General features: G+C 37.8%; 24 protein-coding genes. 17 read left to right on the plus strand and 7 right to left on the minus strand.

Translation table 11 applies throughout. The features are described 5' to 3' along the window. Positions 1-11 precede the first annotated feature (11 nt). The 14 genes from AC3RVG_RS05855 to AC3RVG_RS05920 all read left to right on the plus strand — a co-directional run bounded on the left by AC3RVG_RS05855 (position 12) and on the right by AC3RVG_RS05920 (position 10,648). A complete protein-coding gene (locus AC3RVG_RS05855) occupies positions 12-665 on the plus strand; it encodes a uroporphyrinogen-III synthase (RefSeq protein WP_489690504.1) in 654 nt (217 codons plus the stop codon). A gap of 47 nt (positions 666-712) precedes the next feature. Further along, positions 713-1,741 (plus strand): uroporphyrinogen decarboxylase, encoded by a 1,029-nt coding sequence (gene hemE / locus AC3RVG_RS05860; RefSeq protein ID WP_489690709.1) that lies wholly within the window; start codon positions 713-715, stop codon positions 1,739-1,741. Beyond that, on the plus strand, positions 1,742-2,227 hold the full coding sequence (locus AC3RVG_RS05865) for a DUF6973 domain-containing protein (RefSeq protein WP_489690505.1): 486 nt from the start codon (positions 1,742-1,744) through the stop codon (positions 2,225-2,227). Between the two features lie 35 nt (positions 2,228-2,262). After that, positions 2,263-3,033 (plus strand): EI24 domain-containing protein, encoded by a 771-nt coding sequence (locus tag AC3RVG_RS05870; RefSeq protein WP_489690506.1) that lies wholly within the window; start codon positions 2,263-2,265, stop codon positions 3,031-3,033. A 27-nt stretch (positions 3,034-3,060) separates the two neighbouring features. Continuing rightward, positions 3,061-3,963 carry an oxygen-dependent coproporphyrinogen oxidase gene (gene hemF, locus AC3RVG_RS05875; RefSeq protein ID WP_489690507.1) on the plus strand — a complete coding sequence of 301 codons (903 nt, stop codon included), beginning with the start codon at positions 3,061-3,063 and terminating at the stop codon, positions 3,961-3,963. A 96-nt stretch (positions 3,964-4,059) separates the two neighbouring features. Then, positions 4,060-5,049 carry a porphobilinogen synthase gene (hemB, locus tag AC3RVG_RS05880; protein ID WP_489690508.1) on the plus strand — a complete coding sequence of 330 codons (990 nt, stop codon included), beginning with the start codon at positions 4,060-4,062 and terminating at the stop codon, positions 5,047-5,049. 7 nt (positions 5,050-5,056) lie between these two features. Next, positions 5,057-5,560 (plus strand): DinB family protein, encoded by a 504-nt coding sequence (locus AC3RVG_RS05885; protein ID WP_489690509.1) that lies wholly within the window; start codon positions 5,057-5,059, stop codon positions 5,558-5,560. A 48-nt stretch (positions 5,561-5,608) separates the two neighbouring features. Continuing rightward, on the plus strand, positions 5,609-5,986 hold the full coding sequence (locus tag AC3RVG_RS05890; RefSeq protein WP_489690510.1) for a hypothetical protein: 378 nt from the start codon (positions 5,609-5,611) through the stop codon (positions 5,984-5,986). A gap of 84 nt (positions 5,987-6,070) precedes the next feature. Continuing rightward, complete coding sequence (locus tag AC3RVG_RS05895) at positions 6,071-6,541, plus strand: hypothetical protein (protein WP_489690511.1); 471 nt, start codon at positions 6,071-6,073, stop codon at positions 6,539-6,541. Positions 6,542-6,661: 120 nt separating this feature from the next. Further along, a complete protein-coding gene (locus tag AC3RVG_RS05900; protein ID WP_489690512.1) occupies positions 6,662-7,762 on the plus strand; it encodes a CNNM domain-containing protein in 1,101 nt (366 codons plus the stop codon). Then, positions 7,762-8,238 carry a methylated-DNA--[protein]-cysteine S-methyltransferase gene (locus AC3RVG_RS05905; protein ID WP_489690513.1) on the plus strand — a complete coding sequence of 159 codons (477 nt, stop codon included), beginning with the start codon at positions 7,762-7,764 and terminating at the stop codon, positions 8,236-8,238. Before AC3RVG_RS05900 ends, AC3RVG_RS05905 begins: the two co-directional genes overlap by 1 nt. Continuing rightward, a complete protein-coding gene (locus tag AC3RVG_RS05910) occupies positions 8,239-9,396 on the plus strand; it encodes a serine hydrolase domain-containing protein (RefSeq protein WP_489690514.1) in 1,158 nt (385 codons plus the stop codon). A gap of 44 nt (positions 9,397-9,440) precedes the next feature. Continuing rightward, the gene (locus AC3RVG_RS05915) at positions 9,441-10,154 is read left to right on the plus strand and encodes a 3'-5' exonuclease (RefSeq protein ID WP_489690515.1); all 714 of its coding nucleotides are present in this window, start codon (positions 9,441-9,443) and stop codon (positions 10,152-10,154) included. Between the two features lie 83 nt (positions 10,155-10,237). Next, positions 10,238-10,648 carry a hypothetical protein gene (locus AC3RVG_RS05920; RefSeq protein WP_489690516.1) on the plus strand — a complete coding sequence of 137 codons (411 nt, stop codon included), beginning with the start codon at positions 10,238-10,240 and terminating at the stop codon, positions 10,646-10,648. A gap of 72 nt (positions 10,649-10,720) precedes the next feature. Here the strand turns inward: AC3RVG_RS05920 and AC3RVG_RS05925 are convergent, their stop codons facing one another. Further along, positions 10,721-13,765 (minus strand): M4 family metallopeptidase, encoded by a 3,045-nt coding sequence (locus tag AC3RVG_RS05925; protein ID WP_489690517.1) that lies wholly within the window; start codon positions 13,763-13,765, stop codon positions 10,721-10,723. Between the two features lie 143 nt (positions 13,766-13,908). On the opposite strand from AC3RVG_RS05925, the gene AC3RVG_RS05930 reads away from it, so the two are divergent. Further along, entirely contained in the window at positions 13,909-15,597 is a 1,689-nt protein-coding gene (locus AC3RVG_RS05930) for an ABC transporter ATP-binding protein (protein ID WP_489690518.1), read from the plus strand. A gap of 904 nt (positions 15,598-16,501) precedes the next feature. Here AC3RVG_RS05930 and AC3RVG_RS05935 read toward each other — a convergent pair. The 6 genes from AC3RVG_RS05935 to trhO all read right to left on the minus strand — a co-directional run bounded on the left by AC3RVG_RS05935 (position 16,502) and on the right by trhO (position 23,249). Beyond that, positions 16,502-17,158 carry a CoA transferase subunit B gene (locus tag AC3RVG_RS05935; protein ID WP_489690519.1) on the minus strand — a complete coding sequence of 219 codons (657 nt, stop codon included), beginning with the start codon at positions 17,156-17,158 and terminating at the stop codon, positions 16,502-16,504. Then, entirely contained in the window at positions 17,158-17,859 is a 702-nt protein-coding gene (locus AC3RVG_RS05940) for a CoA transferase subunit A (protein WP_489690520.1), read from the minus strand. The genes AC3RVG_RS05935 and AC3RVG_RS05940 overlap by 1 nt, the downstream gene beginning before the upstream one ends. Positions 17,860-17,958: 99 nt before the next feature. After that, positions 17,959-20,271 (minus strand): penicillin-binding protein 1A, encoded by a 2,313-nt coding sequence (locus AC3RVG_RS05945; RefSeq protein ID WP_489690521.1) that lies wholly within the window; start codon positions 20,269-20,271, stop codon positions 17,959-17,961. A gap of 9 nt (positions 20,272-20,280) precedes the next feature. After that, the gene (locus AC3RVG_RS05950) at positions 20,281-20,763 is read right to left on the minus strand and encodes a gliding motility lipoprotein GldH (protein WP_489690522.1); all 483 of its coding nucleotides are present in this window, start codon (positions 20,761-20,763) and stop codon (positions 20,281-20,283) included. After that, on the minus strand, positions 20,756-22,015 hold the full coding sequence (locus tag AC3RVG_RS05955; RefSeq protein WP_489690523.1) for a PSP1 domain-containing protein: 1,260 nt from the start codon (positions 22,013-22,015) through the stop codon (positions 20,756-20,758). The genes AC3RVG_RS05950 and AC3RVG_RS05955 overlap by 8 nt, the downstream gene beginning before the upstream one ends. Before the next feature lie 202 nt (positions 22,016-22,217). After that, positions 22,218-23,249 carry an oxygen-dependent tRNA uridine(34) hydroxylase TrhO gene (gene trhO / locus AC3RVG_RS05960; protein ID WP_489690524.1) on the minus strand — a complete coding sequence of 344 codons (1,032 nt, stop codon included), beginning with the start codon at positions 23,247-23,249 and terminating at the stop codon, positions 22,218-22,220. A 326-nt stretch (positions 23,250-23,575) separates the two neighbouring features. Here trhO and AC3RVG_RS05965 point away from each other — a divergent pair, with 326 nt between their 5' ends. Both AC3RVG_RS05965 and AC3RVG_RS05970 read left to right on the plus strand, forming a co-directional pair. After that, positions 23,576-23,692, plus strand: a complete 117-nt coding sequence (locus tag AC3RVG_RS05965) for a T9SS type A sorting domain-containing protein (protein WP_489690525.1) — start codon at positions 23,576-23,578, stop codon at positions 23,690-23,692. Beyond that, positions 23,693-24,562 carry a T9SS type A sorting domain-containing protein gene (locus AC3RVG_RS05970; protein WP_489690526.1) on the plus strand — a complete coding sequence of 290 codons (870 nt, stop codon included), beginning with the start codon at positions 23,693-23,695 and terminating at the stop codon, positions 24,560-24,562. Positions 24,563-24,874: the final 312 nt, after the last annotated feature.

The following is a 24,874-nucleotide window of genomic DNA, read 5'->3' on the forward strand; positions in this document are numbered from 1 at the left end:
TTTCACTTTAAATGAAAAGCGTTCTTTCAACTAAAAAATTGAGTCCTTCTCAAAGAGAATTGTTGATAAATGCTGCTGTTTCCTTATTGGATTATAATGCCATAAAAATTGATTTCGAGCCATTTAAAGTTCCCGAAAATGTTAAAAACGCCATTTTCACCAGTCAAAATGCTGTTTTATCCATTCAGAATTCAAAATCCAAAATTCAGAATTGCTATTGCGTGGGCGAAAAAACAAAATCTCTTTTGGAAGAAAATGGCCTAAACGTGATTAAAATGACCGAATATGCTTCAGAATTATCGGAGTATTTGGTGGAAAATCATAAAAATGATACGTTTCATTTTTTCTGCGGAAATATTCGCAGCGATGAAATACCTTCAAAACTGAAAGAAAATAATATTTCTTTTAAGGAAATCGTAGTTTATAGAACTAGCTTAAATCCGAAAAAATTTGAAAGACCCTTCGATGCGGTTTTGTTTTACAGCCCGAGCGGCGTGCGAAGCTTTTTTTCAGAAAACAAAATTATTACGAGCGCAGCAATTTGCATAGGCACCACAACTGCCGAGGAAGCAAAAAAATATACAATCAACGTACAAATTGCAAATACCACAACCGTGGAAAGCGTAATTGCCAAAACGGTTAAAATATTGAATAATGTAAATTAATAAACCTGACAGGTTTTAAAAACCTGTCAGGTTTGGAACGAGAACTTATGATTAAAAACGATTTATTCTTAAAAGCCCTCCGCGGTGAAACCGTGGAACGACCACCCGTTTGGATGATGCGCCAAGCTGGAAGATATTTGCCAGAATTTCAAGAAATAAAAGCGAAATACGACTTTTTCACCCGCTGCCAAACACCAGAACTTGCAAGTGAAATTACCGTGCAACCAATCCGTAGATACGGAATGGATGCGGCAATTTTGTTTAGCGATATATTGGTAATTCCACAGGCTATGAATATTCACGTGGAGATGAAACCGGGGATTGGTCCTTGGGTACCAGATCCAATTCGCACATTAAAAGATTTGGATCGCGTAATTGTGCCAGACATTGACGAAACTCTTGGTTACGTAATGGAGGCCATAAAAATGACCAAAGAAAAACTGAATGACGAAATACCGTTGATTGGTTTTGCAGGAAGTCCGTGGACTATTTTGTGTTATTGCGTGCAAGGTCAGGGAAGTAAAAACTTCGATTTAGCGAAGGAATTTTGTTTTACACAACCTGTTGCCGCACACCAATTACTTCAGAAAATTACCGATACCACTATTTTATATTTAAAAGAAAAAGTAAAAGCTGGCGTAAATGCGGTACAAGTTTTTGACAGTTGGGGCGGAATGCTTTCGCCAACAGATTATCAAGAATTTAGTTGGCAGTATATGCAGCAAATTATTGATGCCTTAAAAGATGAAACGCATGTAATTGCTTTCGGAAAAGGATGCTGGTTTGCTTTAGATACAATGGCGAAGAGTGGTGCGTCTGCATTAGGTGTAGATTGGACTTGTTCGCCTAAAAACGCACGTTATTTAACTGGCGGAAAAATTACCCTTCAAGGAAATTTTGATCCCACGCGTCTATTTAGTCCGCCATCAGAAATAAAAAAGATGGTAAAACAGATGATAGATGAATTTGGAAAAGACCGATATATTGTAAATTTAGGTCACGGTATTTTGCCAAATATTCCCTTGGAAAACGCAGGTGCGTTTATTGATGCGGTTAAGGAATACAAACAAGATTAGATGCTTTGGCGGATTTTAAAGAGGCTGGATTTTAAGCAACTTTTTGGGTTGCTGTGGTTATTTCTGAAAAATCCTATTTACGCGTTTCCAACTATTTTAGCAACACGGAAATGTATGAATATTGCCTATAAAGAATACGGCAGCAAACACCATTTAAGCAATCCAGCGAACGCTTTTAGACATGCGCTTTGGGTAATTTTAATAATCAAAAGATGTTTAAAATGGCGCAATAACGAAGAATTGGCAAAAGAGTGGGCAAAGAAATTTACCGATTGGCACGAAGATTTTTCACCTAACGAAGCTTTAGAAAGAGCAATGGATTTGCACAATAATAAAGTGGGAATCTTTCTTTACGAAAATGTAAAGGATGAAAATGAAGTGGGAACCATTTCATATTTAAAACAAAAGGCTTCAGAAGCTGTGAAAATTGAAAGTGTTGGTGAAGTTGGAAGTGTGGAATTGAAGCTTGTATATATAGCAAAATAACAATTAAAAGATTCCCGATATCGCGGGAATGGGATATGATTAAAAACATACTAAAAGGCATAAAGGCATACACAGGAACTTTCAAGCTCATCAATGAACTTGGGCTTTGGAAATACTTTATGGTGCCTATGGCCATCAGTTTTTTCACCGCGGTTGCCATTGGTTTTTCTGCTTGGGGGCTGAGTGATAATCTTGGCGCTTTCATTTCAAAAATTTGGTTTTGGGAATGGGGCGCAGAAACTTTTAGAACCATCAGCGAGTTTATTGGTGCGCTTATAATTATTGTTTTGGGGCTTATTCTTTACCGTCATATTGTTATGGCATTGAGCGCCCCGTTTATGAGTCCTGTTTCAGAAAAAATTGAAAAGCATCTTTTTGGAATAAACCACGTGCACAGAAAGACTTCAAACGCATCACAACTTTGGCGCGGAGTTCGGATAAACGTTCGGAATTTAGTGATGGAACTATTACTAACAATTCCGATAATTTTGATAGGTTTTATACCAGTAATAGGCATTATTTCTTCGGTTTTATTGTTTTTGGTACAAAGCTATTATGCAGGTTTCGGAAATATGGATTACACGCTGGAACGGCATTATAAATATTCGGAAAGCATTCAGTTTGTGAAAAGGAATAAAGGTTTGGCTATTGGTAACGGAATGATTTTTATGCTAATGCTTTTGATTCCTGTGATTGGGATAATTTTGGTTTTACCATTATCGGTTACTGCGGCAAGCACGGAGACTTTAAAGGTTTTGGAAACATCAAAACGAAAAATTATCAATAACGAATTAGATTCGAATTAAAAGATACCCGCCTTCGCGGGCATGAAAATGAAAGAACAATTTGTAACATATATAAAAAATTTGCAAAACGAAATCACTTCCTCTTTGGAAGAAATTGACGGAAAAGCAAAATTCAGAGAAGACCTTTGGAAACGTCCAGAAGGTGGTGGCGGTCAAACGCGTGTAATTGAAAATGGTAACGTTTTTGAAAAAGGCGGCGTAAACATCAGCGAAGTTTTCGGAAAACTGCCGGAAAGCATGCAGCAATATTTTGGTGTAAAAGATGCCGATTTCTTTGCTTGCGGCCTTAGTTTGGTGCTTCACCCAAAAAACCCAATGGTGCCAACAGTTCATGCGAACTGGCGCTATTTTGAAATGTACGATTCCGAAGGAAACATTGTAGATAGTTGGTTTGGCGGCGGACAAGATTTAACGCCCTATTATTTATTTGAAGAGGACGCAAAACATTTTCACCAAGTTTGTAAATCCGCGTGCGACAAACACAATCCAGCGTTTTATGAGACCTATAAAAAGCGTTGTGACGAATATTTTTGGAACACGCATCGCGAAGAAGAACGAGGCATTGGAGGATTATTTTTTGATTATTTAAAAGAAACAGATTCAATGACAATGCAAAATTGGTATAATTTTGTAACCGAAGTGGGTAATAGTTTTATTGAAAGCTACCTGCCAATTGTTCAAAAAAGGAAAGATCTTTCTTACACCGAAGAAAACAAAAATTGGCAGGAAATACGCCGTGGTCGTTACGTTGAATTCAACTTGGTACACGATAAAGGGACGCTTTTCGGATTGAGAACCAATGGACGAATCGAAAGTATTTTAATGAGTTTGCCACCACATGTCCAGTGGAAATACGACCATCATCCCGAGCCTGGAAGCGAGGAAGAGAAATTGGTTGAAGTATTAAGAAAGCCAAAAAACTGGATTTAAAGATTTGTCCCCTCGAGCGCAGTCGAGAGGTTTTTATAAAATATTGAGAAATAAATAGGTCTCGTCTGCGCTCGACCTGACAGAAAAATTAAGATTATGTACCCATTAAGAAGAAACCGAAGATTGAGAACCAATGAAAGTTTGCGAAGCTTGGTTCGAGAAACTATTATTAGTCCAAATGATTTTATTGTACCACTTTTTGTGGTGGAAGGTAAGGGTGTGAAAGAAGAAATTGCTTCCATGCCAAATTATTACAGGCTTAGTTTAGACATACTTGAAAAGGAAGTAAAGGAAATTTGGAACCTCGGTCTCAAGTCTGTGTTACTTTTTGTGAAGGTTGATGAAAAATTAAAAGATAATAGTGGTAAAGAAGCTCTAAATGCTGATGGATTGATGCAGCGTGCTATAAAGACCGTAAAAAATGCAGTGCCAGAAATGGTTGTAATGACGGATGTTGCTTTGGACCCATTTTCTTGTTACGGACACGACGGAATTATTTCTGATGGAAAAGTAATGAACGACGACTCTAATATGGTTTTGGCCGAAATGGCTTTAAGCCACGCCCAAGCTGGAGCAGATATTGTTGCTCCTAGCGATATGATGGACGGCCGCATTTTTGAAATTAGAACACTTTTAGAAGACGAAGGCTTCTTTGATACTGGAATTATGGCTTACAGTGCTAAATATGCTTCTGCATTTTACGGACCATTTCGCGATGCTTTAGACTCTGCACCGGTGGATGCGAAGAATATTCCGAAGGATAAGAAAACGTACCAAATGGATTATGCAAACCGCGATGAAGCAGTAAGAGAAACGCTGATGGATATTGATGAAGGGGCAGATATTGTTATGGTTAAGCCAGGACTTTGCTATTTAGATATTGTGCGCGATATAAAAGAAGCGGTAAATGTTCCCGTGGCAGTTTATCAAGTTAGTGGCGAATATGCAATGCTGAAAGCCGCTGCCGAAAAAGGATGGTTGGACCATGATGCGGTAATGTTAGAGCAGTTAACCGCCATAAAGCGTGCTGGTGCTTCAATGATTGCAAGTTACTTCGCAAAGGATGCTGTAAAACTGATATCATAATCAAGCTATGAAATATTCGCTAATCTTTTTATTACTTACTTCAAGTTTTGGTTTTTCGCAGCAAAGTGATGTGAAAGAAGCTTTTCTTGAAAAATGGCAAAACTCAAGAGATTATCTGGTAGCTATTGCCGAGGCAATGCCCGAAGAGGATTATGCTTTTAAACCTACAGAGCGTCAAATGAGTTTTGCGGAACAGCTAATCCATATTCAAAGTAATATAGATTGGCTGGCAGCTACATATTTTAAAAAGGAAGAAGCTGAAATCTCAACATTTGAAAATGAAAAACAGCGAATTATCCAGAACTTAAAAAATTCATTTAACAACGCCTATCAAGCATTTGAAAAAACAGATGTTTCTGAGTTGAAAGAAACCGTCGAATTTTTTGCGGGTTCCAAAAGCAAACTTCAAATTTTGAATCTTCTGCAAGATCACGTTACGCACCATCGTGGGCAATTAATAGTTTATCTAAATCTTAAAAACATAGAACCACCTAAGTATGTAGGTTGGTAATATTTAAGAATAAATAATTAGCAAAATTTTAGCTTTGTCAATTCAAAATTGACATACATTTGCCCCGTGAAACATGTTGAAAAACATATAAATAATTTGTTGGTTGCCGCTGCCATATTTTTGGTTTTCGGCAATGTTGCAACTGCTGGAGAAAATTTACACCTCAGCGATAAGTCGGCAGTTGTGTCTGGTCTTCAGGAAAAAAATCACGGCAAGCCTTTTGTTTTTAATGATTTAGCCACAGGTGAGGTTTCACAAACTGTTTCGCAGAATGAATACTTGGGCTTGGATTTTGTACGAGGATATGTCTCGAATCAAAATTTTTCTTTAGCCAGTGTTTCTTCAACTGATAATAGCTTTTATTCTTCAAAAGACAAACGGGAGCTTATCTTCCGTCATATATTTCCTTTCCATTTTTTTTGGTGATTCTGAATTAATTTATTCAGCTCGTTTGAATTGATTTTCAAGCCATTTTTTCAATCAAATATTTCACCTAAAAATTTTTTCATCATGGAAATAAACATAACCCTTGTTGGGGTAGTCCTAATGCTATTAATAGTTGTGCCTGTAATTTATTTAATAATAACTGCAGGTGGCAAAGAAAAGAAAATACGAAAAACTATTTCGCAACTTTCTCAAAACAACGGAATTCAATTAAAAAATATCGACTTTATTGGTAACTGCATTATAGCAGTAGATGAGGTTTCAAAAAAACTGGTCTATTCTTCAAAGACAAATCCCACTGGCGATTTTAAGATTATTAATATGGAAGAAGTGCAGGATTGTCGCGCTAAAAGTATTAATCAAAACAAAAAAACACTTGATTGGGTGGGACTAGAATTTGTAGAAAAAACGGGTCGTCGTGAAATACCATTTTACATAGAGTCTAATGACGAAGAGTACACTAGAGACCCGTTTGTATGCCTGCAAGACGCCAAGCGTTGGGAAAGTACGCTAAAACCGTTGTTGAAAGCTTCATAATTAAATTCGCAATGAAAATTGAAAAACCGCCACACTTGGCGGTTTTTTTTATGTATTAACAAAGTGTTACACGTAGAGCGTATTATAAATCTTTATTTTAGTTGAAAATTAAAACCAACTATGACCTTACTATTAGTCTATGCGTTTATTTCAATATTTGTCTCGTTTTTATGCTCTATAATGGAAGCGGCGCTGCTAAGCTTCACGCCCACTTATTTGCGGATGAAAACCCAAGAAGGTAAAAGCTACGCAAAAACACTTACCAACTTTAAAAAAGACATTGACAAACCATTAATCGCAATATTAACGCTAAACACAGTGGCACACACAGTTGGTGCGATACTGGTAGGTGTTGAAGCCGAAAAATTGCCTTATAAAGTTGAATTTTTTGGGATGAATATCGTTGGGGTTGTTTCAGCCATAATGACGATGCTTATTTTAGTGATTTCAGAAATTATACCTAAAACAATAGGTGCTACCTATTGGAAAAAATTAGGATCCTTTACCGCACTTTTTTTAAAAATTATAATTTTCCCTTTAAAATATACAGGTATAATTTGGGTATTGATGCTCGTTACGCGCATGGTTGGTAAATCTGCGCATGTAAGTTCCATGAGTCGCGAAGAGTTTATGGCTATAACCGATGCTGCGGAAGAGGAAGGGGTTTTTGAGGAAAACGAAACAACGGTAATTAAAAATCTACTCGTCTTTAAATCTGTAAAAGCGATGGATGTAATGACACCCTTTACTGTGGTTACCCAAGAAGATGAGAGCACAAGCCTGCAAGAATTTCATCAATTGCATAAAAATCTACGATTTTCACGTATTCCTGTTTATAAAGGCAAAACACATAATATTACCGGTTTTGTGTTACGCGATGATGTTTTGGAAGAAATTATAGAAGAACGAGGAGATAAACTTTTGAGCGATATTAGACGAGAAATTTTTGTTGTTTCTGCCGAAAAACCTATTCCGGAACTCTTTGAGACTTTTATAAAACATAGAATGCATATTGCCTCTGTTGTTGATGATTTTGGAAATACCATTGGAGTAGTTACAATGGAAGATATTATTGAAACATTATTAGGCCTCGAAATAATGGACGAGAGTGATAATGTTGAAGATATGCAACTGCAAGCCCGTAAAAACTGGGAAAAACGTGCAAAACGCATGGGAATTCAAATAAATGAAGACTCCGAACCTAACGAGAATAATGAATAATGGAAACAATTTTTATACAAACTCCAGTAGGTGTTTTGGAACTAAAAGGAGATGCGGAAGGACTTTCATCCGTGCTTTTTAAGGATGCTGAAACGGATACTATTTCTGAAATAATTCCGGAAGAGTTGAAAGATGCGGTTACCCAACTTAATGAATATTTTGAGGGGAAGCGGAAGGAATTCAATTTAAAACTTTCACCGAATGGAACCGATTTTCAGAAACGAGTTTGGAACCAATTACAGGAAATTCCTTTTGGAAAAACTACTAGCTATCAGCAAATGGCGAACCAATTGGGCGATCCAAAAGTAATTCGCGCTGCAGCATCTGCTAATGGAAAAAACCCAATTTCAATTATCATTCCCTGTCATCGCGTTATTGGTAGCGATGGATCACTCACGGGTTATGCCGGTGGCTTACACCGAAAAAAGTGGTTGTTGGAGCACGAAAATCCTTCGCCGCAGCAATCTTTGTTTTAGATGAAAAGACTTGCGAAATTTTTCAAATGGATCTTTATACTGCTAATCGTTTCGGTAATCGGGCTTTATATTTCGGGCTACGGCTATATTTTGAAAGGCGTTTGGGTGGTTTATCTGCACGGGCACACCACTGCCTATATTAATGACTTTGGATTTTTCGAAAACGAAGAAATTCCTGCGAGTACCAAACTGCAGCCTTGGCCTATTCATAAAAATTATAACTCCGTAGAAGCTACCGAAACGCTTTCTGAAAGGAACGATACGTTGGGGACAATTGCTTTTTTAGTTATTAAGAATGATAGTATTTGGTTTGAAAAGTATTTTGATGGCTTTGGAAAAAACTCGCAGACTAATTCTTTTTCAATGGCGAAAAGTATTACTTCTGCATTGCTGGGGAAAGCCATTGACGATGGATTTATAAAAGCTTTGGATCAACCCGTTAGCGATTTTTACCCACAATACGCCGAAACGGGTTTGACAGTTGGCGATCTCTCTTCTATGGCTTCGGGCTTAGATTGGGATGAATCGTATTCCAATCCCTTTGGAATGACCGCACGGGCGTATTATGACGCTGATTTGGCAGAAATCATTTTGAAATTAAAAGTTGTTGAAAAACCAGGCGAAAGTTTTAAATATTTAAGCGGAAACACACAACTTTTGGCGATGGTGATTCAAAAATCGCTTCAAAACGAAGGTGTTGATTTGAGTGACTATTTACACGAAAGTTTTTGGAAACCGATGGGTTTTGAACAACCAGCACTGTGGCAAATTGATGATGAAAAGAACAGGTTGGTTAAGGCCTATTGCTGTATTGGCAGCAACGCGAGGGATTTTGCGCGTTTCGGAAAATTGTATAAAGATTACGGTAAATGGAACGGCCAGCAAATTTTGGATTCTGCTTTTGTGGCGAAATCAATAAAGCCTCGTTTTGCGAAAAGCCCCGAATACGGTTATGGGTTTTGGTTAAGCGACTTTTTGGGGAAAGATATTTTTGTGATGCGAGGAATTCTCGGGCAATATGTAATTGTAATTCCCGAGGATGATTTGATTATTGTAAGGTTGGGGCATCAGCGTGGAGGTAAAACTGGAATGCCTTTTAGTTCCGATTTTTATGTTTACGTTGATGAGGTATATAAAATGCTTGGTGAAAATCAATAATTTTCCGTAGCTTTAAACTTCTCCCCGATTGAAATTTTCGAATTATGATTAAGCGTATAAATTTGGAACATATCCTTTTCCTGGATATTGAAACAGTTCCGCAGTACGAACATTATGCCGAATTGGACGACACTTCAAAAACACTTTGGGAGTTGAAAAGCAAATATCAACGAAAAGATGATATTTCTGCCGAAGACTTTTACGAACGTGCAGGTATTTGGGCAGAGTTTGGTTTAATAGTCTGCATTTCGGTAGGCTACTTTGTGATGAAAGGCGATATTCGTAATTTTCGTGTAACCAGTTTTCACGGCGATGAAGTAAAAATACTGAAGGATTTTAAAACCCTGCTCGAAACACATTTCAACAAGCCGCATCATTTACTTTGTGCACACAACGGGAAGGAATTTGACTTTCCCTACATTGCCCGAAGGATGATTATTAATGGTGTAGATATTCCCTTTAAACTTGATCTTTTCGGGAAAAAGCCTTGGGAGGTTCCGCATTTAGATACGCTAGAACTTTGGAAATTTGGTGATTACAAAACCTTTACTTCTCTTAAATTGATGGCGCACGTTTTAGGCATTCCTTCGCCAAAAGACGATATTGACGGGAGCCAAGTGCGCAGTGTGTTTTATGTAGAAAAGGATATTGACAGAATTATTTTATACTGCGAAAAAGACACCATTACCGTTGCACAAATCTTCTTAAAACTTCGGAATGAAGCGCTTCTAGTACAGGACGAAATACTTTCTGTTTAGATTTTTTTTTGAAGCTAAACCTTTCGGTGGGAGTTCTATCGAAAATTTAGTAGCTTTACCAGCCATATTCAAAATATACTTCTATGAAAATTCTAAGATTCAACACAAAATTATTTTTGATCCCGATGTTCGCTGTTTCAATGTTCTCTATTTCATGTAATGACAAAAAGACCACCACTGAAGAAAATGCAGCTGCCACAGTGCAGGAAGCAACACTAGACCAAAAGAAACAGGCGCTACAAAATGTAGTTCCAAATTCAAATAATACAACTACAACTACCGCAGACGGAATAAATCCAGCTCACGGTCAGCCTGGTCACCGTTGTGATATTCCTGTAGGTGCGCCATTGAACGCTGCTGCGGGAAGTACTAACGAAGCACCAGTAATAAATAATACGAATGCTGTGCCAATTACAGGTTCTGGAAATGGCATAAATCCAGCTCACGGACAACCGGGACACAGATGCGATATTAAAGTAGGCGACCCACTTTAAAAAATATTCCACACTAAAAAAACGGCCCGTTTCAACTAAGAAGCGGGCCGTTTTACATTCAACTAACTATACTTATTCTTTTACAAATCGTTTCATAAGTTTATTGTTTTCAGTATTTACTTCAATGATGTAAACACCGCTTTGCAATGATGTAACATCTAAACTTTCAGTAAACATTCCTTTGCTAACAATCTGGCCTATTACATTGTAAATTACGTAATCTGTACCTAATGCGTCAATCAACGCAACGTTTAGCGTGTGTTTAACAGGGTTTGGATAGATAGACATATCCGTACTGTTAAATCTAGTTTCTCCAGTAATACCTTGATTAACAGAGCTGCTAATATTTACAGTATAATCCTCCACTTCGCCATAGGTGAATGTTTCACAAGGAGAAGAGTTTGCATTGTATTTCATAGAAATACGCATTCTTGTTGCTCCCGAAAGTGCAGATGACGGTACTGTAAAACTTCCAGAGATAGAAGAAGCTGTAGTTTTTGAACGTGAATAAACCTGTTCTCCTGAATCATCAAAATCACCATCTTGGTTATAGTCAATCCATACTCTGTATGCCTCATTATATGTTCTTCCAGTCCATTTTGGAGTAATGGTAATCGTGTTACTGCTTCCTTTTGTTAAGGTAGTAGAAATGCTCGTGAAATTTGCATAACCTCCATTGTTGCCAGAAAGATTATTAATACTTCCTAGTTGAACTCGATCTATATATTCGTCGTTTGTATTGTTTCCTTGCGATGAGCAATATGTTACCGTGTTTGAAAGTGTTGTTACATTTACGGTATTGCTATAAGGCGAATTATTGCCAGCCGCATCTTTTGCACGAACTTTAAATGAATATGCAGTTGAAGCGGTAAGTCCAGTAATATTAGCCGATGTCCCTGTTACAGTTCCTAAGCTTGTGCTACCTTGGAAAACTTCATAACCTGTAACTCCTATATTATCTGTGGAAGCATTCCACGAAAGTGTAAGTGTAGTTTTTGCAACGTTTGATGCAACCAAACTTGATGGTGCTGTCGGAGCCTGAGTATCTGGTCCTGCACCTCCTAAATTGATTGTATAGTCTTCCACTTCACCATAACTAAAGGTTTCACAAGAAGTTGGAATTCCGTTGTACTTCATAGAAACCCGCATTCTAGTTTCTCCGCCCATTGTTCCCGAAGGTACTGTGAACGTTCCGCTATTTGGGGTATTTGTTGATGCGGCTTTAGACCAAACCAATTCACCTGCATCGTTAAAATCGCCATCACCGTTATAGTCAATCCATACTGCGTAACCTTCGCTGTAAACTGTTCCGGTCCAAGTTGGAGTAACAGTAATAGTGTAAGTAGCGCTTTCATTCAATGAAGTAGAAATACTTGTAAAGTCTGAATAAAGCTGCGCGCCCGAAGCATTGTTAATAGTGTTTAATTGTACATGGCTAATATATTCGTCGCTAACACTGTTTCCTTGTGAAGCACAATAACCGCTTCCGCCACCACCACCGTATGCTGCACCAACACCTACTGCGTACCACGCATTTGTAGTTGCTATTTCTTCTGGGCTATCTGCACCATATAAATCTTTTGCTGCTTGAATAGCACCATTTCGGGCATCGCTGTATTGCGAGTTAGTATTTAAATAAACGGTAAGATTTCTGTAAGCAATTGCAGCTGCTTTATCCATCCCTAAACCGGTAACGTTGTAGCTGTCTCCTTTATCATTAGTGCCGGTTTTACCAACACTCAGAATATAAAACCAAAAGTTTTGCACCCCAGAATTTGTGTGAACTCCTCCAGAATCTCCAGAACCGGCATACCAATTTGTTCCTTGATAGGTGTCTGGGTCGCCATATGCATTTGGATTGCTCATAGAACGTAAAGCTCCACCGCTACCGCCAGCACCAATGTCATCTCCCATTAACCAGTCGTTAGTTCCTGAAGCAAATTTTTCAATAGATTCTCCGAAAATGTCAGAAAATGATTCGTTTAATGCGCCAGATTGGTAGCTGTACACAAGATTTGCAGAATATTCAGTTACACCGTGTGAAATTTCATGACCGCAAATATCTAATGATACTAATGGTCCGTAGTTGGTACCATCGCCATCGCCATAAGTCATGCGGCTTCCATCCCAGAAAGCATTCACATAATTAGAAGAGTAGCTAACGTACGATTTTATAACCGCTCCAGCGTTGTTGTAAGAATTTCTGCCGTGCTTTTGGCTGAAATATTTATGTGTGCGTTCAGCACCAAAGTGAGCCTGAACACCCGTTGCGTTCGATGTGAAATTAGTTGAACCGCTAGTAACATCAGAAGCGTTGTTATAGTTGGTACCATTATTTAAATCAAAAGTTTGGATTCCACTCCCATCGGCCGTTTGGCGCAGACGGTAAGGTCCAGAGGCATTATCTGCTGTAAAGGAAACGTTACCATTATAAAGGCTGGTTCCGGTTGCTGGCACATTTGCGTGGTGGATTTTTTTGTTTTCCATAATAAACTGCCCTGTTTTGGCATCAATATAAACATCGGCTCTGTAAAGAGGCGCGGTGGCATAAATATCGAATTTGTAGGCAAGACGATTAGTTTCAGTAATATTTTCCATTTTAGGAAATATTACTAATTCGCCCGTTGGTTCTTGGTAATCTGCCAAAGTTGCTTCGGCAGTATTTTGCCATAAGTATTTTGAAGCTCCAACATGTGCCATAGCACTGTTAAAAGCTTGCGATTTGTTAATTGAAGGAGTTACATTAAAATCTTCAGCAATTGGGGAATACGCAGAATTTAATGCTTGTACCGTTCCGTTTTTGCTGCTAAGTGTTACCGTTGCGAATTCTACTTTTACACCATTATAATACTGTTGCATTTTTTGGTGCGTAAATCCTAAAGGATCGTTTTCTTGTTTTAGCGATGTGAACGAAGTTTGTGGTGAGGGATTTAAAACTTCTTTAAAAATTTGAGTAGAATTTTGAAGCGAGTACGATTGTGAAGCGTCAAAAACTATTAGACTTGGTGGTTGCTTAACGTTCCTCTTCTCATCTTTTTTGTCTTGAGCGGTAACCACCGTAGAAAAGGCAAAAATTGCTAGTGTGAAAAGAAAAACGAACTTGTTAATTTTTTTCATAATAATATAAATTAAGTGAATAAAAAGGTTCGATTTATTATTAAAAACATTTAAAAGAACAACAATAATTGATGAAATGCAATTTTATTCGACGAACTGCAGTTAAAGTTTTATTTCTTTCGTTTGTCCTATCTTTGAAAACTATGAAAATTTCACCCCTACTTTCAGTTCAAGATTTATCTGTTTCATTCGGAAATAAAGACAAAAACGTTGCTGTTTTACATAACATATCTTTCAACATTTCTGAAAATGAAATTGTCGGGATTGTGGGTGAATCTGGTTCGGGGAAATCTGTTACCTCCCTTTCCATTATGGGGTTGCTACCCAAAAAGCAAACTACACTTACTGGGAGTATACTTTTTAATGGAAAAGATTTATTGAAAAATTCAGAAAAGGATTTGAGAAAAATAAGAGGTAGTGAAATTGCAATGATTTTTCAAGAACCCATGAGTGCTTTAAATCCATCGCTGCAATGCGGTGTTCAAGTTGCTGAAATACTCCAACTTCATTTAAAAATGAATTCTTCGGAAGCAAAAAAGGAAACCATTTCACTTTTTGAAAAGGTTAAACTACCGCGACCAACGGAAATATTTAATAGCTATCCGCACCAAATAAGTGGCGGACAAATGCAACGGGTTATGATTGCAATGGCCATTGCCTGCAAACCTAAACTACTAATTGCAGATGAACCTACTACGGCGCTTGATGTAACGGTTCAAAAGGAAATACTTTCACTATTAAAAAGTATTCAAAAGGAAACTAAAATGGCGATGCTCTTTATTTCGCACGATTTAAGTTTGGTTTCCGAAATTGCTGACAGCGTAGTGGTAATGTATAAAGGTGCCATTGTTGAAAAAGCAACGACTATTGAAATTTTCAAAAACCCGAAGGCGGAATATACCAAGGCGCTTTTGGCATCGCGACCTTCGTTAAATGTTCGTTTAGCAAAATTACCAACCATCGCCTCCATCGCCGATAAAAGTTTTAAACCTAGGGAAGTAAAACCGGTGGAACGCGCCAAAAGACACAAACAAATTTATACTCAGAAACCAATTTTAGAGGTTTCCAATTTAGATAAATATTATTTTAGCAGCGTTGGATTCTTTTCTAAAAAGAAAACGATAAAAGCAGTTGACAATATTAGCTTTTCAGTTTTTGAAGGTGAAACTCTGGGGCTTGTTGGTGAATCTGGTTGTGGAAAATCTACTTTGGGAAGAGCTATTCTCCAGCTCGAAAAAGCCACAGCGGGCAGCATAAAATATAGAGGAAAGGAGCTCACTACACTTTCCAAAACAGAAATTCGAAACCTTCGGAAGGAAATACAGATTATTTTTCAGGATCCATACTCGTCATTAAATCCACGATTGATGATTGGTCAAGCATTAATGGAACCCATGGAGGTTCACGGCTTGGGCAAATCTAAAAAGGAAAGAAAGGAGCGGGTGCTTACATTGCTTGAAAGGGTTGGGTTGGATGAAACCTACTTTTATCGTTATCCACATGAACTTTCCGGTGGGCAGCGACAGCGTGTTGGCATTGCACGTACCATCGTTGTGGAACCTAAACTTGTTATTTGCGATGAGTCTGTCTCTGCTTTAGATATTTCGGTACAAGCCCAGGTTTTAAACCTGTTGAATGAGCTAAAAACCGATTTTGGATTTACCTATATTTTTATATCACATGATTTGGCGGTGGTAAAATATATGTCGGACCAACTTTTGGTTATGAATAAAGGCAAAATAGAAGAATTGGGCGATGCCGATGAGATTTATGAAAATCCGCAAACTGAATATTCAAAAAAATTAATTGCTGCTATTCCGAAAGGCATTTAGAAGAAAATCTTTAAAAAAAAACCCGTTCTAATCTTACGATGGAACGGGTTTAATAGTATCTGTCTATGACAGATTTGGGGCAAAAACCATAAGAAAAAGATCAGATCAATAAATACACTTTTTTGAAAATGAAAAGCACATTGTGTAACAATTCGTTGGTGCTTTTTAATGATCTGATTACTTTCTCCATATGAGGTTAAGTTGGTAAGATTTGGGACTTCAAATATGAGAACTTTATCAATACAAAACGACTAAATGCACAATTAATCGATAAAGCGCATAAAACTTTAACTTTTGCTTATAATTTGGTGGTTCGTTATCCAAAATATATGTGAAAATTTAGATTTACTGAACTCTGTTTTCCTTTAAATCTACTTGCTTAGCTAAATTTCCTTTTTGTAGAATTTTGAAATATTATGGTTTCCGGTGAAATATTATGTAGGCATCACACACAATATTGTTTGGATGTTTTTCGAATTAATAAAATCTGGAATTTTTAGGCCTTTGAAAGCAAAAAGCTATTTAGAAGAAAATCTTAAAAACAAAAAACCCGTTCTAACCTCACGAAGGAACGGGTTTAATTATATCTCTGCCTATGACAGATTTGGGGCAAAAACCATAAGAAAAAGATCAGTTCAATAAAAACACTTTTTTTAAAATGAAAAGCACATTGCGTAACAATTCTTTAGTGCTATTTAATGATCTGATTACTTTCTCCATGTGAGGTTAAGTTGGTAAGATTTGGGATGACGAATATAGATACAATGTTTGATTAAAACGACTAAAAGCATATAAACTCGATGAAGTGCACTATATTTTAACATTTAACAGCTTTTTCGTGTTTTTTTGACGTAAAAAAACCATGAAAATCATGGTTTTAGGAAAGCAAAGAATCGTTTAATTCTTAAAATTTCATCTCTGAAATATCTCCTTTTATAATTAAATCTCCCTCAGTTGCATTTTGAATTTCCTCAACAGAAACTCCTGGAGCACGTTCAAGTAAATGAAATTGTCCGTCAATTATTTCGAGTACTGCAAGATTGGTCACTATTTTTTTCACACATTTTACACCAGTGAGTGGCAAACTGCATTCCTTTAATAGTTTAGATTCACCTTCGCGATTAGTATGCATCATTGCCACAATAATGTTTTCTGCAGATGCAACTAAATCCATAGCGCCGCCCATTCCTTTCACCATTTTCCCTGGAATTTTCCAGTTTGCGATGTCTCCAGTTTGCGAAACTTCCATTGCACCTAGGATTGTTAAATCAACATGTTGCCCGCGTATCATTCCAAAACTCATCGCAGAATCGAAAAACGAAGCGCCGGGTAGGGCAGTAATGGTTTGTTTTCCCGCATTAATTAAATCTGGATCTTCTTCTCCTTCAAAAGGGAAAGGTCCCATGCCTAATATTCCGTTTTCGCTTTGAAACTCTACATTAATGTCGTCTCGTACAAAGTTGGCTACGAGTGTCGGGATACCGATTCCTAAGTTTACATAGTAGCCGTCTTTAACCTCTTTTGCAATTCGTTGTGCTATTTGTTCTTTTGAAAGTGCCATTAGTTTCTTTTTCTAACCGTTAGTTGCTCAATTCTTTTTTCGTACTTCTCTCCTTGAAAAATACGTTGGACAAATATTCCTGGAATATGAATATGATTTGGATCTAATTCGCCAGCAGGAACCAATTCCTCCACTTCGGCGACAGTAATTTTTCCAGCACCGCACATTGCAGGGTTGAAATTTCTGGCGGTTCCTTTAAAGATAAGATTTCCGGCTTCGTCGCCTTTCCAAGCTTTAACAAAGGAGAAATCTGCTTCAAATGCTTTTTCCATTACATACATTTTTCCGTGGAATTCGCGAGTTTCTTTTCCTTCGGCAACTTCGGTTCCGTAACCTGCGGGAGTATAAAACGCAGGAATTCCGCTTCGCGCAGCTTCGCATCGTTGCGCCAAAGTGCCTTGCGGCAACAGCTCAACTTCCATTTCGCCACTGAGCATTTGTCGCTCAAATTCAGCGTTTTCACCCACATAGGAAGAAATCATTTTCTTTATTTGATGTTTTTTCAGTAAGAGGCCGAGTCCAAAATCATCCACGCCAGCATTGTTTGAAATACAGGTAACATTTTGGATATTCTTTCGAACCAATTCAGAAATAATATTTTCGGGAATGCCGCATAGACCGAAGCCACCGAGCATAAAAGTCATTCCGTCCTGAATGCCTTCACAGGCTTCGCGAACGTTTGAAACTGTCTTTTTTATCATTTTTAAAATTTTCTGAAAATTACGAAATTCCATTCTATAAAAAAACCTCACAGGTTTTCAAATACATGCGAGGTTTCAGTTTATTAAAGAGATATTTTTCTAGAAATCGAATTCATCTGGAATTTCTTCTACGTCTGGGTCTCCTTCGCGCCATTTGGAACAATTGGTTTCAATAGAGAGATTCGCAGGACGTTTAAAATCGCCCGTTGAAACGCCCAAATCTTCATCTGCATAGCAGCTTTTCATATAGCTTCCCCAAATAGGCAATGCCATAGTTGCGCCTTGGCCATAACGTGTGGAGCTAAAGTGTGTTGCTCGGTCGTCTCCACCAACCCAAACGCCTGTAACGAGGTTTGGAACCATTCCCATAAACCAACCATCACTATTGTTTTGGGTTGTACCAGTTTTACCGGCTATAGGGTTTTTGAAATCATACGGATATCCTGTTATTACACTTTTATAATAGGCGTTGTCTTTTGCCCAAGTGCCTCGTAAACGGGCGCCGGTTCCAGATTGCGTTACACCTTCCATTAAACTAACAGTTACATATGCCGTTTCATTACTAATAACGTCTTTCGTTTTTGGTACGTTTTGATATAATACTGTTCCGTTTTTATCTTCAATTCTTTGAATTAATATAGGTTCTATATAGACCCCTTCATTTGCAAAAGTGCTATATGCACCCACCATTTCATATACTGAAACGTCTGGAGTTCCCAGTGCTATTGAAGGTACAGCGGGCATGTTTGATGTATCTACACCCATCTTTTTCACCAAATCTATCACGGTTTCTGGACCAACACGGTCTATTAATCTTGCTGAAATTGTATTTATGGAATTTGCTAGTGCGTATTTAAGTGTCACCATTCCACCATATCCGCCACCTGCGTTTTTAGGGGTCCACGATTGTAATAAATGGTGTTTACCTGCTGGAATAGTATAAATGGTATTTGGCAAAGTATCGCATGGAGACATATGCATTTGGTCCATTGCAGTAGCATAAACAAAAGGTTTAAAGGTGGAACCTATTTGGCGTTTTCCTTTTTTCACCATATCGTATTTATAATGTTTGTAATCAATGCCACCAACCCAGGCTTTTACTTCGCCAGTTTGTGGAGTCATGGACATCATTGCTGCTTGCAAAAATGATTTGTGATAACGGATGGAATCCAGCGGCGTCATAATAGTATCAATATCGCCTTTCCAGGAAAAAACGCGCATCGCGACTTTCTTTTTAAAGCTTTTTATGATTTCTTTTTCATCTTTTCCTTGCTTTTTCATTTCGCGCCAACGATCGCTTTTTCGCATTGCGGAATTTAAAATGCTTTCGGTTTCTTCTTCAGTAATATCGCGAAATGGTGCCGTTTTGTTCTTTATGTTTTGCTCGTCAAAAGTTTCTTGCAGTCGCGCCATATGGGTTTTTACTGCCTGTTCTGCATATTCCTGCATTTTGCTGTCTATCGTTACATAAACCTTTAAACCATCTTCATAAATATTGTATTTGGTGCCGTCTGCTTTTGGATGCTCCTTTATCCAGTCTTCCATAAATTGACGCGCATATTCGCGGAAATAAGTTGCACTTCCTTCATCGTGACCTTGTGGTGTAAACTTTAGGTTTAGCGGAAGGGCTTGCAGCGAATCCATTACCTTTTCAGAAATATAACTGTATTTCTCCATTTGAGCCAAAACAACATTTCTTCTTTCGAGAACCATTTCTGGACGTCGGTTAGGATTAAAAAGAGAGGAATTTTTGAACATTCCAACTAACATTGCAGCTTCTGCAGTTGATAATTGCGAAGGTGGCTTATCAAAATAAATATGTGATGCACTTTCAATTCCTACGGCTTGATTTAGGAAATCGTACTCGTTAAAGTACATTGTAATTATTTCCTCTTTGGTATAACGACGCTCTAAACGGGTAGCAATAATCCATTCTTTTATTTTTTGAAGAACTCTTTCTAGTTTATTAGATGCTCTTTGGTCTGTAAAAAATAATTTTGCCAATTGTTGGGTGATAGTACTTGCACCACCACGAGTACCCAAAAATGCAAAGGCGCGAACAGTTCCTCTTCCGTCAATACCGGAATGGTCGTAAAAACGAACATCTTCAGTAGCTATTAAAGCCTTTATTAAATGATCGGGCAAAGAATCGAACGGAACTGGTGTTCTGTTTTCTTTATAAAACTTACCGATTGTTTTTCCGTCTGAAGAAATAATCTCCGTAGCGAGATTTTTTTCTGGATTTTCGAGGCTGGTTTCATCAGGAATGCTTCCAAAAAGCCCCCAAGATGCAAATAAGAAGAACAATATAATCACGAGTATAAACCCTGCGAAAATTTTCCAAAAAGTTTTAATGTGACGACCTACATCGTTCTGTTTCTTTTTTTTAGGACTTGCCTTTTTTGTTGCCATATTTGTTTACTATTTGATAGCTTCTTCAATGCTGAAACCAACATCTGTAATGCCTTCGAGTTTTGTAACGCCTTCCACTTCGCCATTATTGCGCATTGCTTGGGCAATATCTACTGTATAATTGCCTTCTTCAGAAAACTGTACGTGTTCTTTGTACAATAATTTGTTTTCTTTCACATTGCCAATTCCTTGGCCCATCCACGAACCATCGGGATTTGCCATGCGGTATTCAAGGGTGTCGGTAACCGTTTTTCCGTGGGGAAAATTTATTGAAACAATCAAAAATATATTATTGAATTTATATTCGTTCGTGTTTCTAATATTTACAAAGAGATTATACTGCTTTAGTGAATCCATCTGTGGTAGCGTAAATGCCACCACTTCATTAGCGCCCCAATGATCGTCCATAGCGCGGATTTCACTAAAAACCGTGTCAGACTCGCAAGAAGCGAAAAGAACAACAGTCAATAAAATAGCCAGTAATTTATTCATCTTTTTTTGGCTTGGAATTTCTGTTTTTATTGCTCGGTCTATTTCCTGGTTTTTTTGTAGGTTTATTTCTTTGGTTGGTTTTAGGAGCATTGCCGGTAGTAGCTTCAGTCTTCTCTTTCTTGTTCCTGCTTTTATTTCGGCGTTTTTTAGTTGTTTGTTTAGGTTTGTCAAAACGGGTCAAACTATCTTGACCTACAACGTTGCTGTATGGTTCTTTTTCCTCTTTTGGCACTTCAATAATAAATTCCTCTAGTGCCAAAGGTTTATTACCTTTTTTGTTGAGTTCTATTATTTCATTGGCCTTTTCTGCAGTTAATTCGTGCCAATTCATAAACTCCTTTTCATAGGCATACCATAGCAAGCCTTTGAAAATATCTATCTTCTGGCAAGTCGCAGTTCCTTTTTCAGTCTGAAGTTTTATTTCTGTACTTGGGAAAGAATCCAACGCTTCCATATAAGTGTCTAACTCATAATTTAAGCAACACTTCAACTTACCACATTGTCCGGCAAGTTTTTGCGGATTTAGTGAAAGCTGCTGATAACGCGCTGCGGAAGTATTTACCGAACGAAAATCTGTTAACCAAGTAGAACAGCAAAGTTCGCGGCCACAACTTCCAATTCCACCCAAACGAGCAGCTTCCTGACGAAAACCAACTTGTTTCATTTCAATACGCGTGTTGAAAGTACGAGCGAATTCTTTTATCAATTCACGGAAATCTACGCGTTCTTCGGCGGTGTAATAAAAAATAACTTTTGAAGCATCGCCCTGAAATTCTACATCGCTAATTTTCATATGCAACCCGTGGCGGATAGCAATTTCGCGCGAACGTTTTTGTACATCGGCCTCTTTGTCGCGAACGCCTTGCCAGATATCAATATCTTTTTGCGAAGCTTTTCGGTAAACTTTTAAGAGTGTTTCAATTTTTATTGGCACCCTTTTCTTCTTCATTTGCACCCGAACCAATTCACCGGTAAGCGTTACAATGCCTATATCGTGGCCGGGTGAAGCTTCAGTAGCAATAACATCGCCAATGCTGAGAGTAAGATTTTCAGGATTTTGGAAAAATTCTTTTCTTCCGTTTTTAAAGCGTACTTCCACCGCATTAAACGGTTCCATATTGGCAGGAAGTTGCATATTTGAAAGCCAATCGAACACCGTCAGTTTATTACAGCCATCGGTTCCGCAAGTACCATTGTTCTTGCATCCCTTTGGCTGTCCGTTGGCACCCGTGGCACAGCTGGTACAGCCCATATTTTTTATATATAAAGCCCTTTTTCCAATTGAAAAGGGACGAAAATTAAACAAATAAATGAATCAGTAAAGATACCAATAAAATTTTCGATTTTAGATTGACGATTTTAGATTTTTGAAACAGGACGATTGGAACCAAGACTAAAAGGAAACAGGACGTTTTGAAGCTTGGCATAATCGCATCCGTCATCTGTCTTCCGTCTCACTTTTTGAACTTCAACTTCTCCGATCTTCCCTTCTTAAAAATTTTGTTGCTGTTCGGGATGCCCTGACGCAGTCTTTTTTGTTCTTCTTCTGATAATTGAATTATTGAAACACATTCTTCGGAACAACAGTTTTCCATGGCTATCGCACACTTTTTGCACTGAATAAAAAGCAAGTGGCAGGCTTCGTTTGCACAGTTTGTATGCTCGTCGCAGGCCTCGCCGCATTGGTGGCAGTGCGAAATAACGTCTTCGGTAATTCGTTCGCCACGACGGTGATCGAAAACGAAATTTTTCCCGATGAATTTATTTTCCAAACCTTGGTTTTCTACTTGGCGTGCATATTCAATAATACCGCCCTCAAGCTGAAACACATTTTTAAAACCTTTGTGTTTGTAGTAAGCGCTAGCTTTTTCGCAACGAATGCCTCCGGTACAATACATAACCAGTTTTTTATCTTCTTTATGGTCTTTTAAATCTGCTTCAATAATATCTAAAGAATCACGAAACGTATCCACATCTGGCGTAACAGCGTTTTTAAAATGACCAATCTCACTTTCGTAATGGTTTCGCATATCTACCAAAACAACGTTTGGATCTTCAATAAGCTCGTTGAATTTTAGGGCGTCAACGTGTATTCCTTTATTTGTAACATCAAAAGTTTCATCGTTCAAACCATCCGCCACAATCTTATCGCGCACTTTTACTTTCAGTTTTAAAAACGATTTTAAATCCTGCTCAATAGCAATGTTCAAACGCACATCTTTCAGAAAATAAATTCCGTCCAGAAATTCCTTAAATTCCTTAAAACGTTTCGCCGGAACGGATAGTTGGGCATTAATACCTTCGTGCGCCACATAAATGCGACCCAAAACATCCTGCTCGTGCCAGGTTACAAAAAGATGATTTCTAAAAAGATGTGGATTGCCAATCTTGGCATATTGATAAAAAGAAAGGGTAAGCCGTTCTTCGCCGGCCTGTTCCAAAAGTGTTTCCCTCTCTTTTGCACTTAATTTATTGTACAGTTGCATGCTATACTTTTTTAGGTGAAAAGATTTGATTTTTAAAGTTGCAAAAGTACAGGTTTTTGGGGAATAGGGGAAATCCCATGCAAAAACAGGGAAAATCCCCTTAAAAAAACAGGAAAAATCCTGTTTTATATCATAAAATATTAGGCTAGATTTAACAGATCGACTAGCTTTAATCGACCAAAATATGAAAATACACGCCCACACGCCCACACGCCCACACGCCCACACGCCTTTAAATTTTATTGGGTTATTTTATTGTTCTTTATTATATTTTATGGAAAGGGATTTTCCCAGACAGATGATTTTTGTGGAACACCGCCCAAAACTTGGATTCTGAAAAACAGGTTTCTGTCGATGTTTCCAATCTTTCCAGCGGTATTTATTTTTTGGATATTGAAGATGGAAACGGCAATTCAACAATTAAAAAATTTGTAAAACAATAGATGATGATAAAACTGCTATACATTCTGCTTTTCAGCATCAGCTCAATATCTTTTGCACAAACCACAAATATCCCAGACCCCAATTTTGAACAAGCTCTGATTGATTTAGGCATTGACAGTGACGGCATTGTAAATGGACAAGTTTTGACGAGTGATGTAGCAATGGTCATATCCCTTAATCTTAATCACAAAGGGATAAATGACATTACCGGTATTGAAGACTTTGTTGCATTGGAAATTTTAGATGTCACGGGAAACTACTTATCGGTTTTGGATGTTAGTGATAATCTTCAGCTAAAAGAACTCTACTGTAGTAGTGATTCGGCAGGTTTTAATATGCTTATTAGCTCTTTAAACTTATCCAATAATAGCCTTTTAGAAATATTATTTGGTGAAAATTTAATCTTTTTGGAAACCCTCGATGCAAAAAACGGCAACAATGCCATACTCAATATAACCCTCCCTTGTGAGTTTGAAGGGGAGCCCTGCGAACTTACAGAGCTGGATTGTGTAAAAGTAGATGATGAGACGGCTGCAACAAATCACGCACCTCCTTACGATAGCTGGGTCATAGCTGCAGATTTTGTTTATTCAGAAGATTGCATATTGGGTATTTCTACCGAAGAAGAAAGTGTTTTTTTAATCCATCCCAACCCCGCCAAAAACGAACTGTTTTTAACTTCAAAAAGCAGCACAGGAAACCTAAAAGTAAAAATCTTCAATATAGAAGGCAAACTGTTAAGCACCCAAACCTTGGAGTTTGAAAAACAGGTTTCTGTCGATGTTTCCAATCTTTCCAGTGGAATTTATTTTTTGGATATTGAAGATGGAAGCGGTAATTCAACAATTAAAAAATTTATAAAGGAATAAAAGCGATAACAAAAGACAAGGAAGAGGCTGTCTGAAAAGTAAAATCGATCGTTTTGTCTGGTCGAGCGCAGTCGAGTCCTAATTATAAGTCAGAAACTTTAAGTTCTCGACTGCGCTCGAACTGACCATCAAAACTACTTTTTAGAAAGCTTCTTTTACTTTTCGCATCTTTGTCAAATTTAGTATAGAACCTCAAAACATCATATTTCAAAAAGTCGTGTTTCAAACCGTTCCCGATAAAGTGTCGGGACAAGCTATGGTTCAAGCCGTCATTTTTGTTAACAAAAATCCTTCCCCCTTTAGATTTAAATT

Source organism: Aequorivita sp. IT1282 (assembly GCF_058068205.1).

Coding starts and splice junctions, on each gene's coding strand:
- AC3RVG_RS05970 (WP_489690526.1), top strand. CDS start 23,693: ATGATGATAAAACTGCTATACATTCTGCTTTTCAGCATCAGCTCAATA.
- AC3RVG_RS05955 (WP_489690523.1), bottom strand. CDS start 22,015: ATGGGCTGTACCAGCTGTGCCACGGGTGCCAACGGACAGCCAAAGGGA.
- AC3RVG_RS05935 (WP_489690519.1), bottom strand. CDS start 17,158: ATGGCACTTTCAAAAGAACAAATAGCACAACGAATTGCAAAAGAGGTT.
- hemF (WP_489690507.1), top strand. CDS start 3,061: ATGAAAGAACAATTTGTAACATATATAAAAAATTTGCAAAACGAAATC.
- AC3RVG_RS05905 (WP_489690513.1), top strand. CDS start 7,762: ATGGAAACAATTTTTATACAAACTCCAGTAGGTGTTTTGGAACTAAAA.
- AC3RVG_RS05855 (WP_489690504.1), top strand. CDS start 12: ATGAAAAGCGTTCTTTCAACTAAAAAATTGAGTCCTTCTCAAAGAGAA.
- AC3RVG_RS05945 (WP_489690521.1), bottom strand. CDS start 20,271: ATGGCAACAAAAAAGGCAAGTCCTAAAAAAAAGAAACAGAACGATGTA.
- trhO (WP_489690524.1), bottom strand. CDS start 23,249: ATGCAACTGTACAATAAATTAAGTGCAAAAGAGAGGGAAACACTTTTG.
- AC3RVG_RS05910 (WP_489690514.1), top strand. CDS start 8,239: ATGAAAAGACTTGCGAAATTTTTCAAATGGATCTTTATACTGCTAATC.
- AC3RVG_RS05885 (WP_489690509.1), top strand. CDS start 5,057: ATGAAATATTCGCTAATCTTTTTATTACTTACTTCAAGTTTTGGTTTT.
- AC3RVG_RS05915 (WP_489690515.1), top strand. CDS start 9,441: ATGATTAAGCGTATAAATTTGGAACATATCCTTTTCCTGGATATTGAA.
- AC3RVG_RS05870 (WP_489690506.1), top strand. CDS start 2,263: ATGATTAAAAACATACTAAAAGGCATAAAGGCATACACAGGAACTTTC.
- hemE (WP_489690709.1), top strand. CDS start 713: ATGATTAAAAACGATTTATTCTTAAAAGCCCTCCGCGGTGAAACCGTG.
- AC3RVG_RS05940 (WP_489690520.1), bottom strand. CDS start 17,859: ATGATAAAAAAGACAGTTTCAAACGTTCGCGAAGCCTGTGAAGGCATT.
- AC3RVG_RS05930 (WP_489690518.1), top strand. CDS start 13,909: ATGAAAATTTCACCCCTACTTTCAGTTCAAGATTTATCTGTTTCATTC.
- AC3RVG_RS05925 (WP_489690517.1), bottom strand. CDS start 13,765: ATGAAAAAAATTAACAAGTTCGTTTTTCTTTTCACACTAGCAATTTTT.
- AC3RVG_RS05950 (WP_489690522.1), bottom strand. CDS start 20,763: ATGAATAAATTACTGGCTATTTTATTGACTGTTGTTCTTTTCGCTTCT.
- AC3RVG_RS05900 (WP_489690512.1), top strand. CDS start 6,662: ATGACCTTACTATTAGTCTATGCGTTTATTTCAATATTTGTCTCGTTT.
- AC3RVG_RS05920 (WP_489690516.1), top strand. CDS start 10,238: ATGAAAATTCTAAGATTCAACACAAAATTATTTTTGATCCCGATGTTC.
- AC3RVG_RS05865 (WP_489690505.1), top strand. CDS start 1,742: ATGCTTTGGCGGATTTTAAAGAGGCTGGATTTTAAGCAACTTTTTGGG.
- AC3RVG_RS05895 (WP_489690511.1), top strand. CDS start 6,071: ATGGAAATAAACATAACCCTTGTTGGGGTAGTCCTAATGCTATTAATA.
- hemB (WP_489690508.1), top strand. CDS start 4,060: ATGTACCCATTAAGAAGAAACCGAAGATTGAGAACCAATGAAAGTTTG.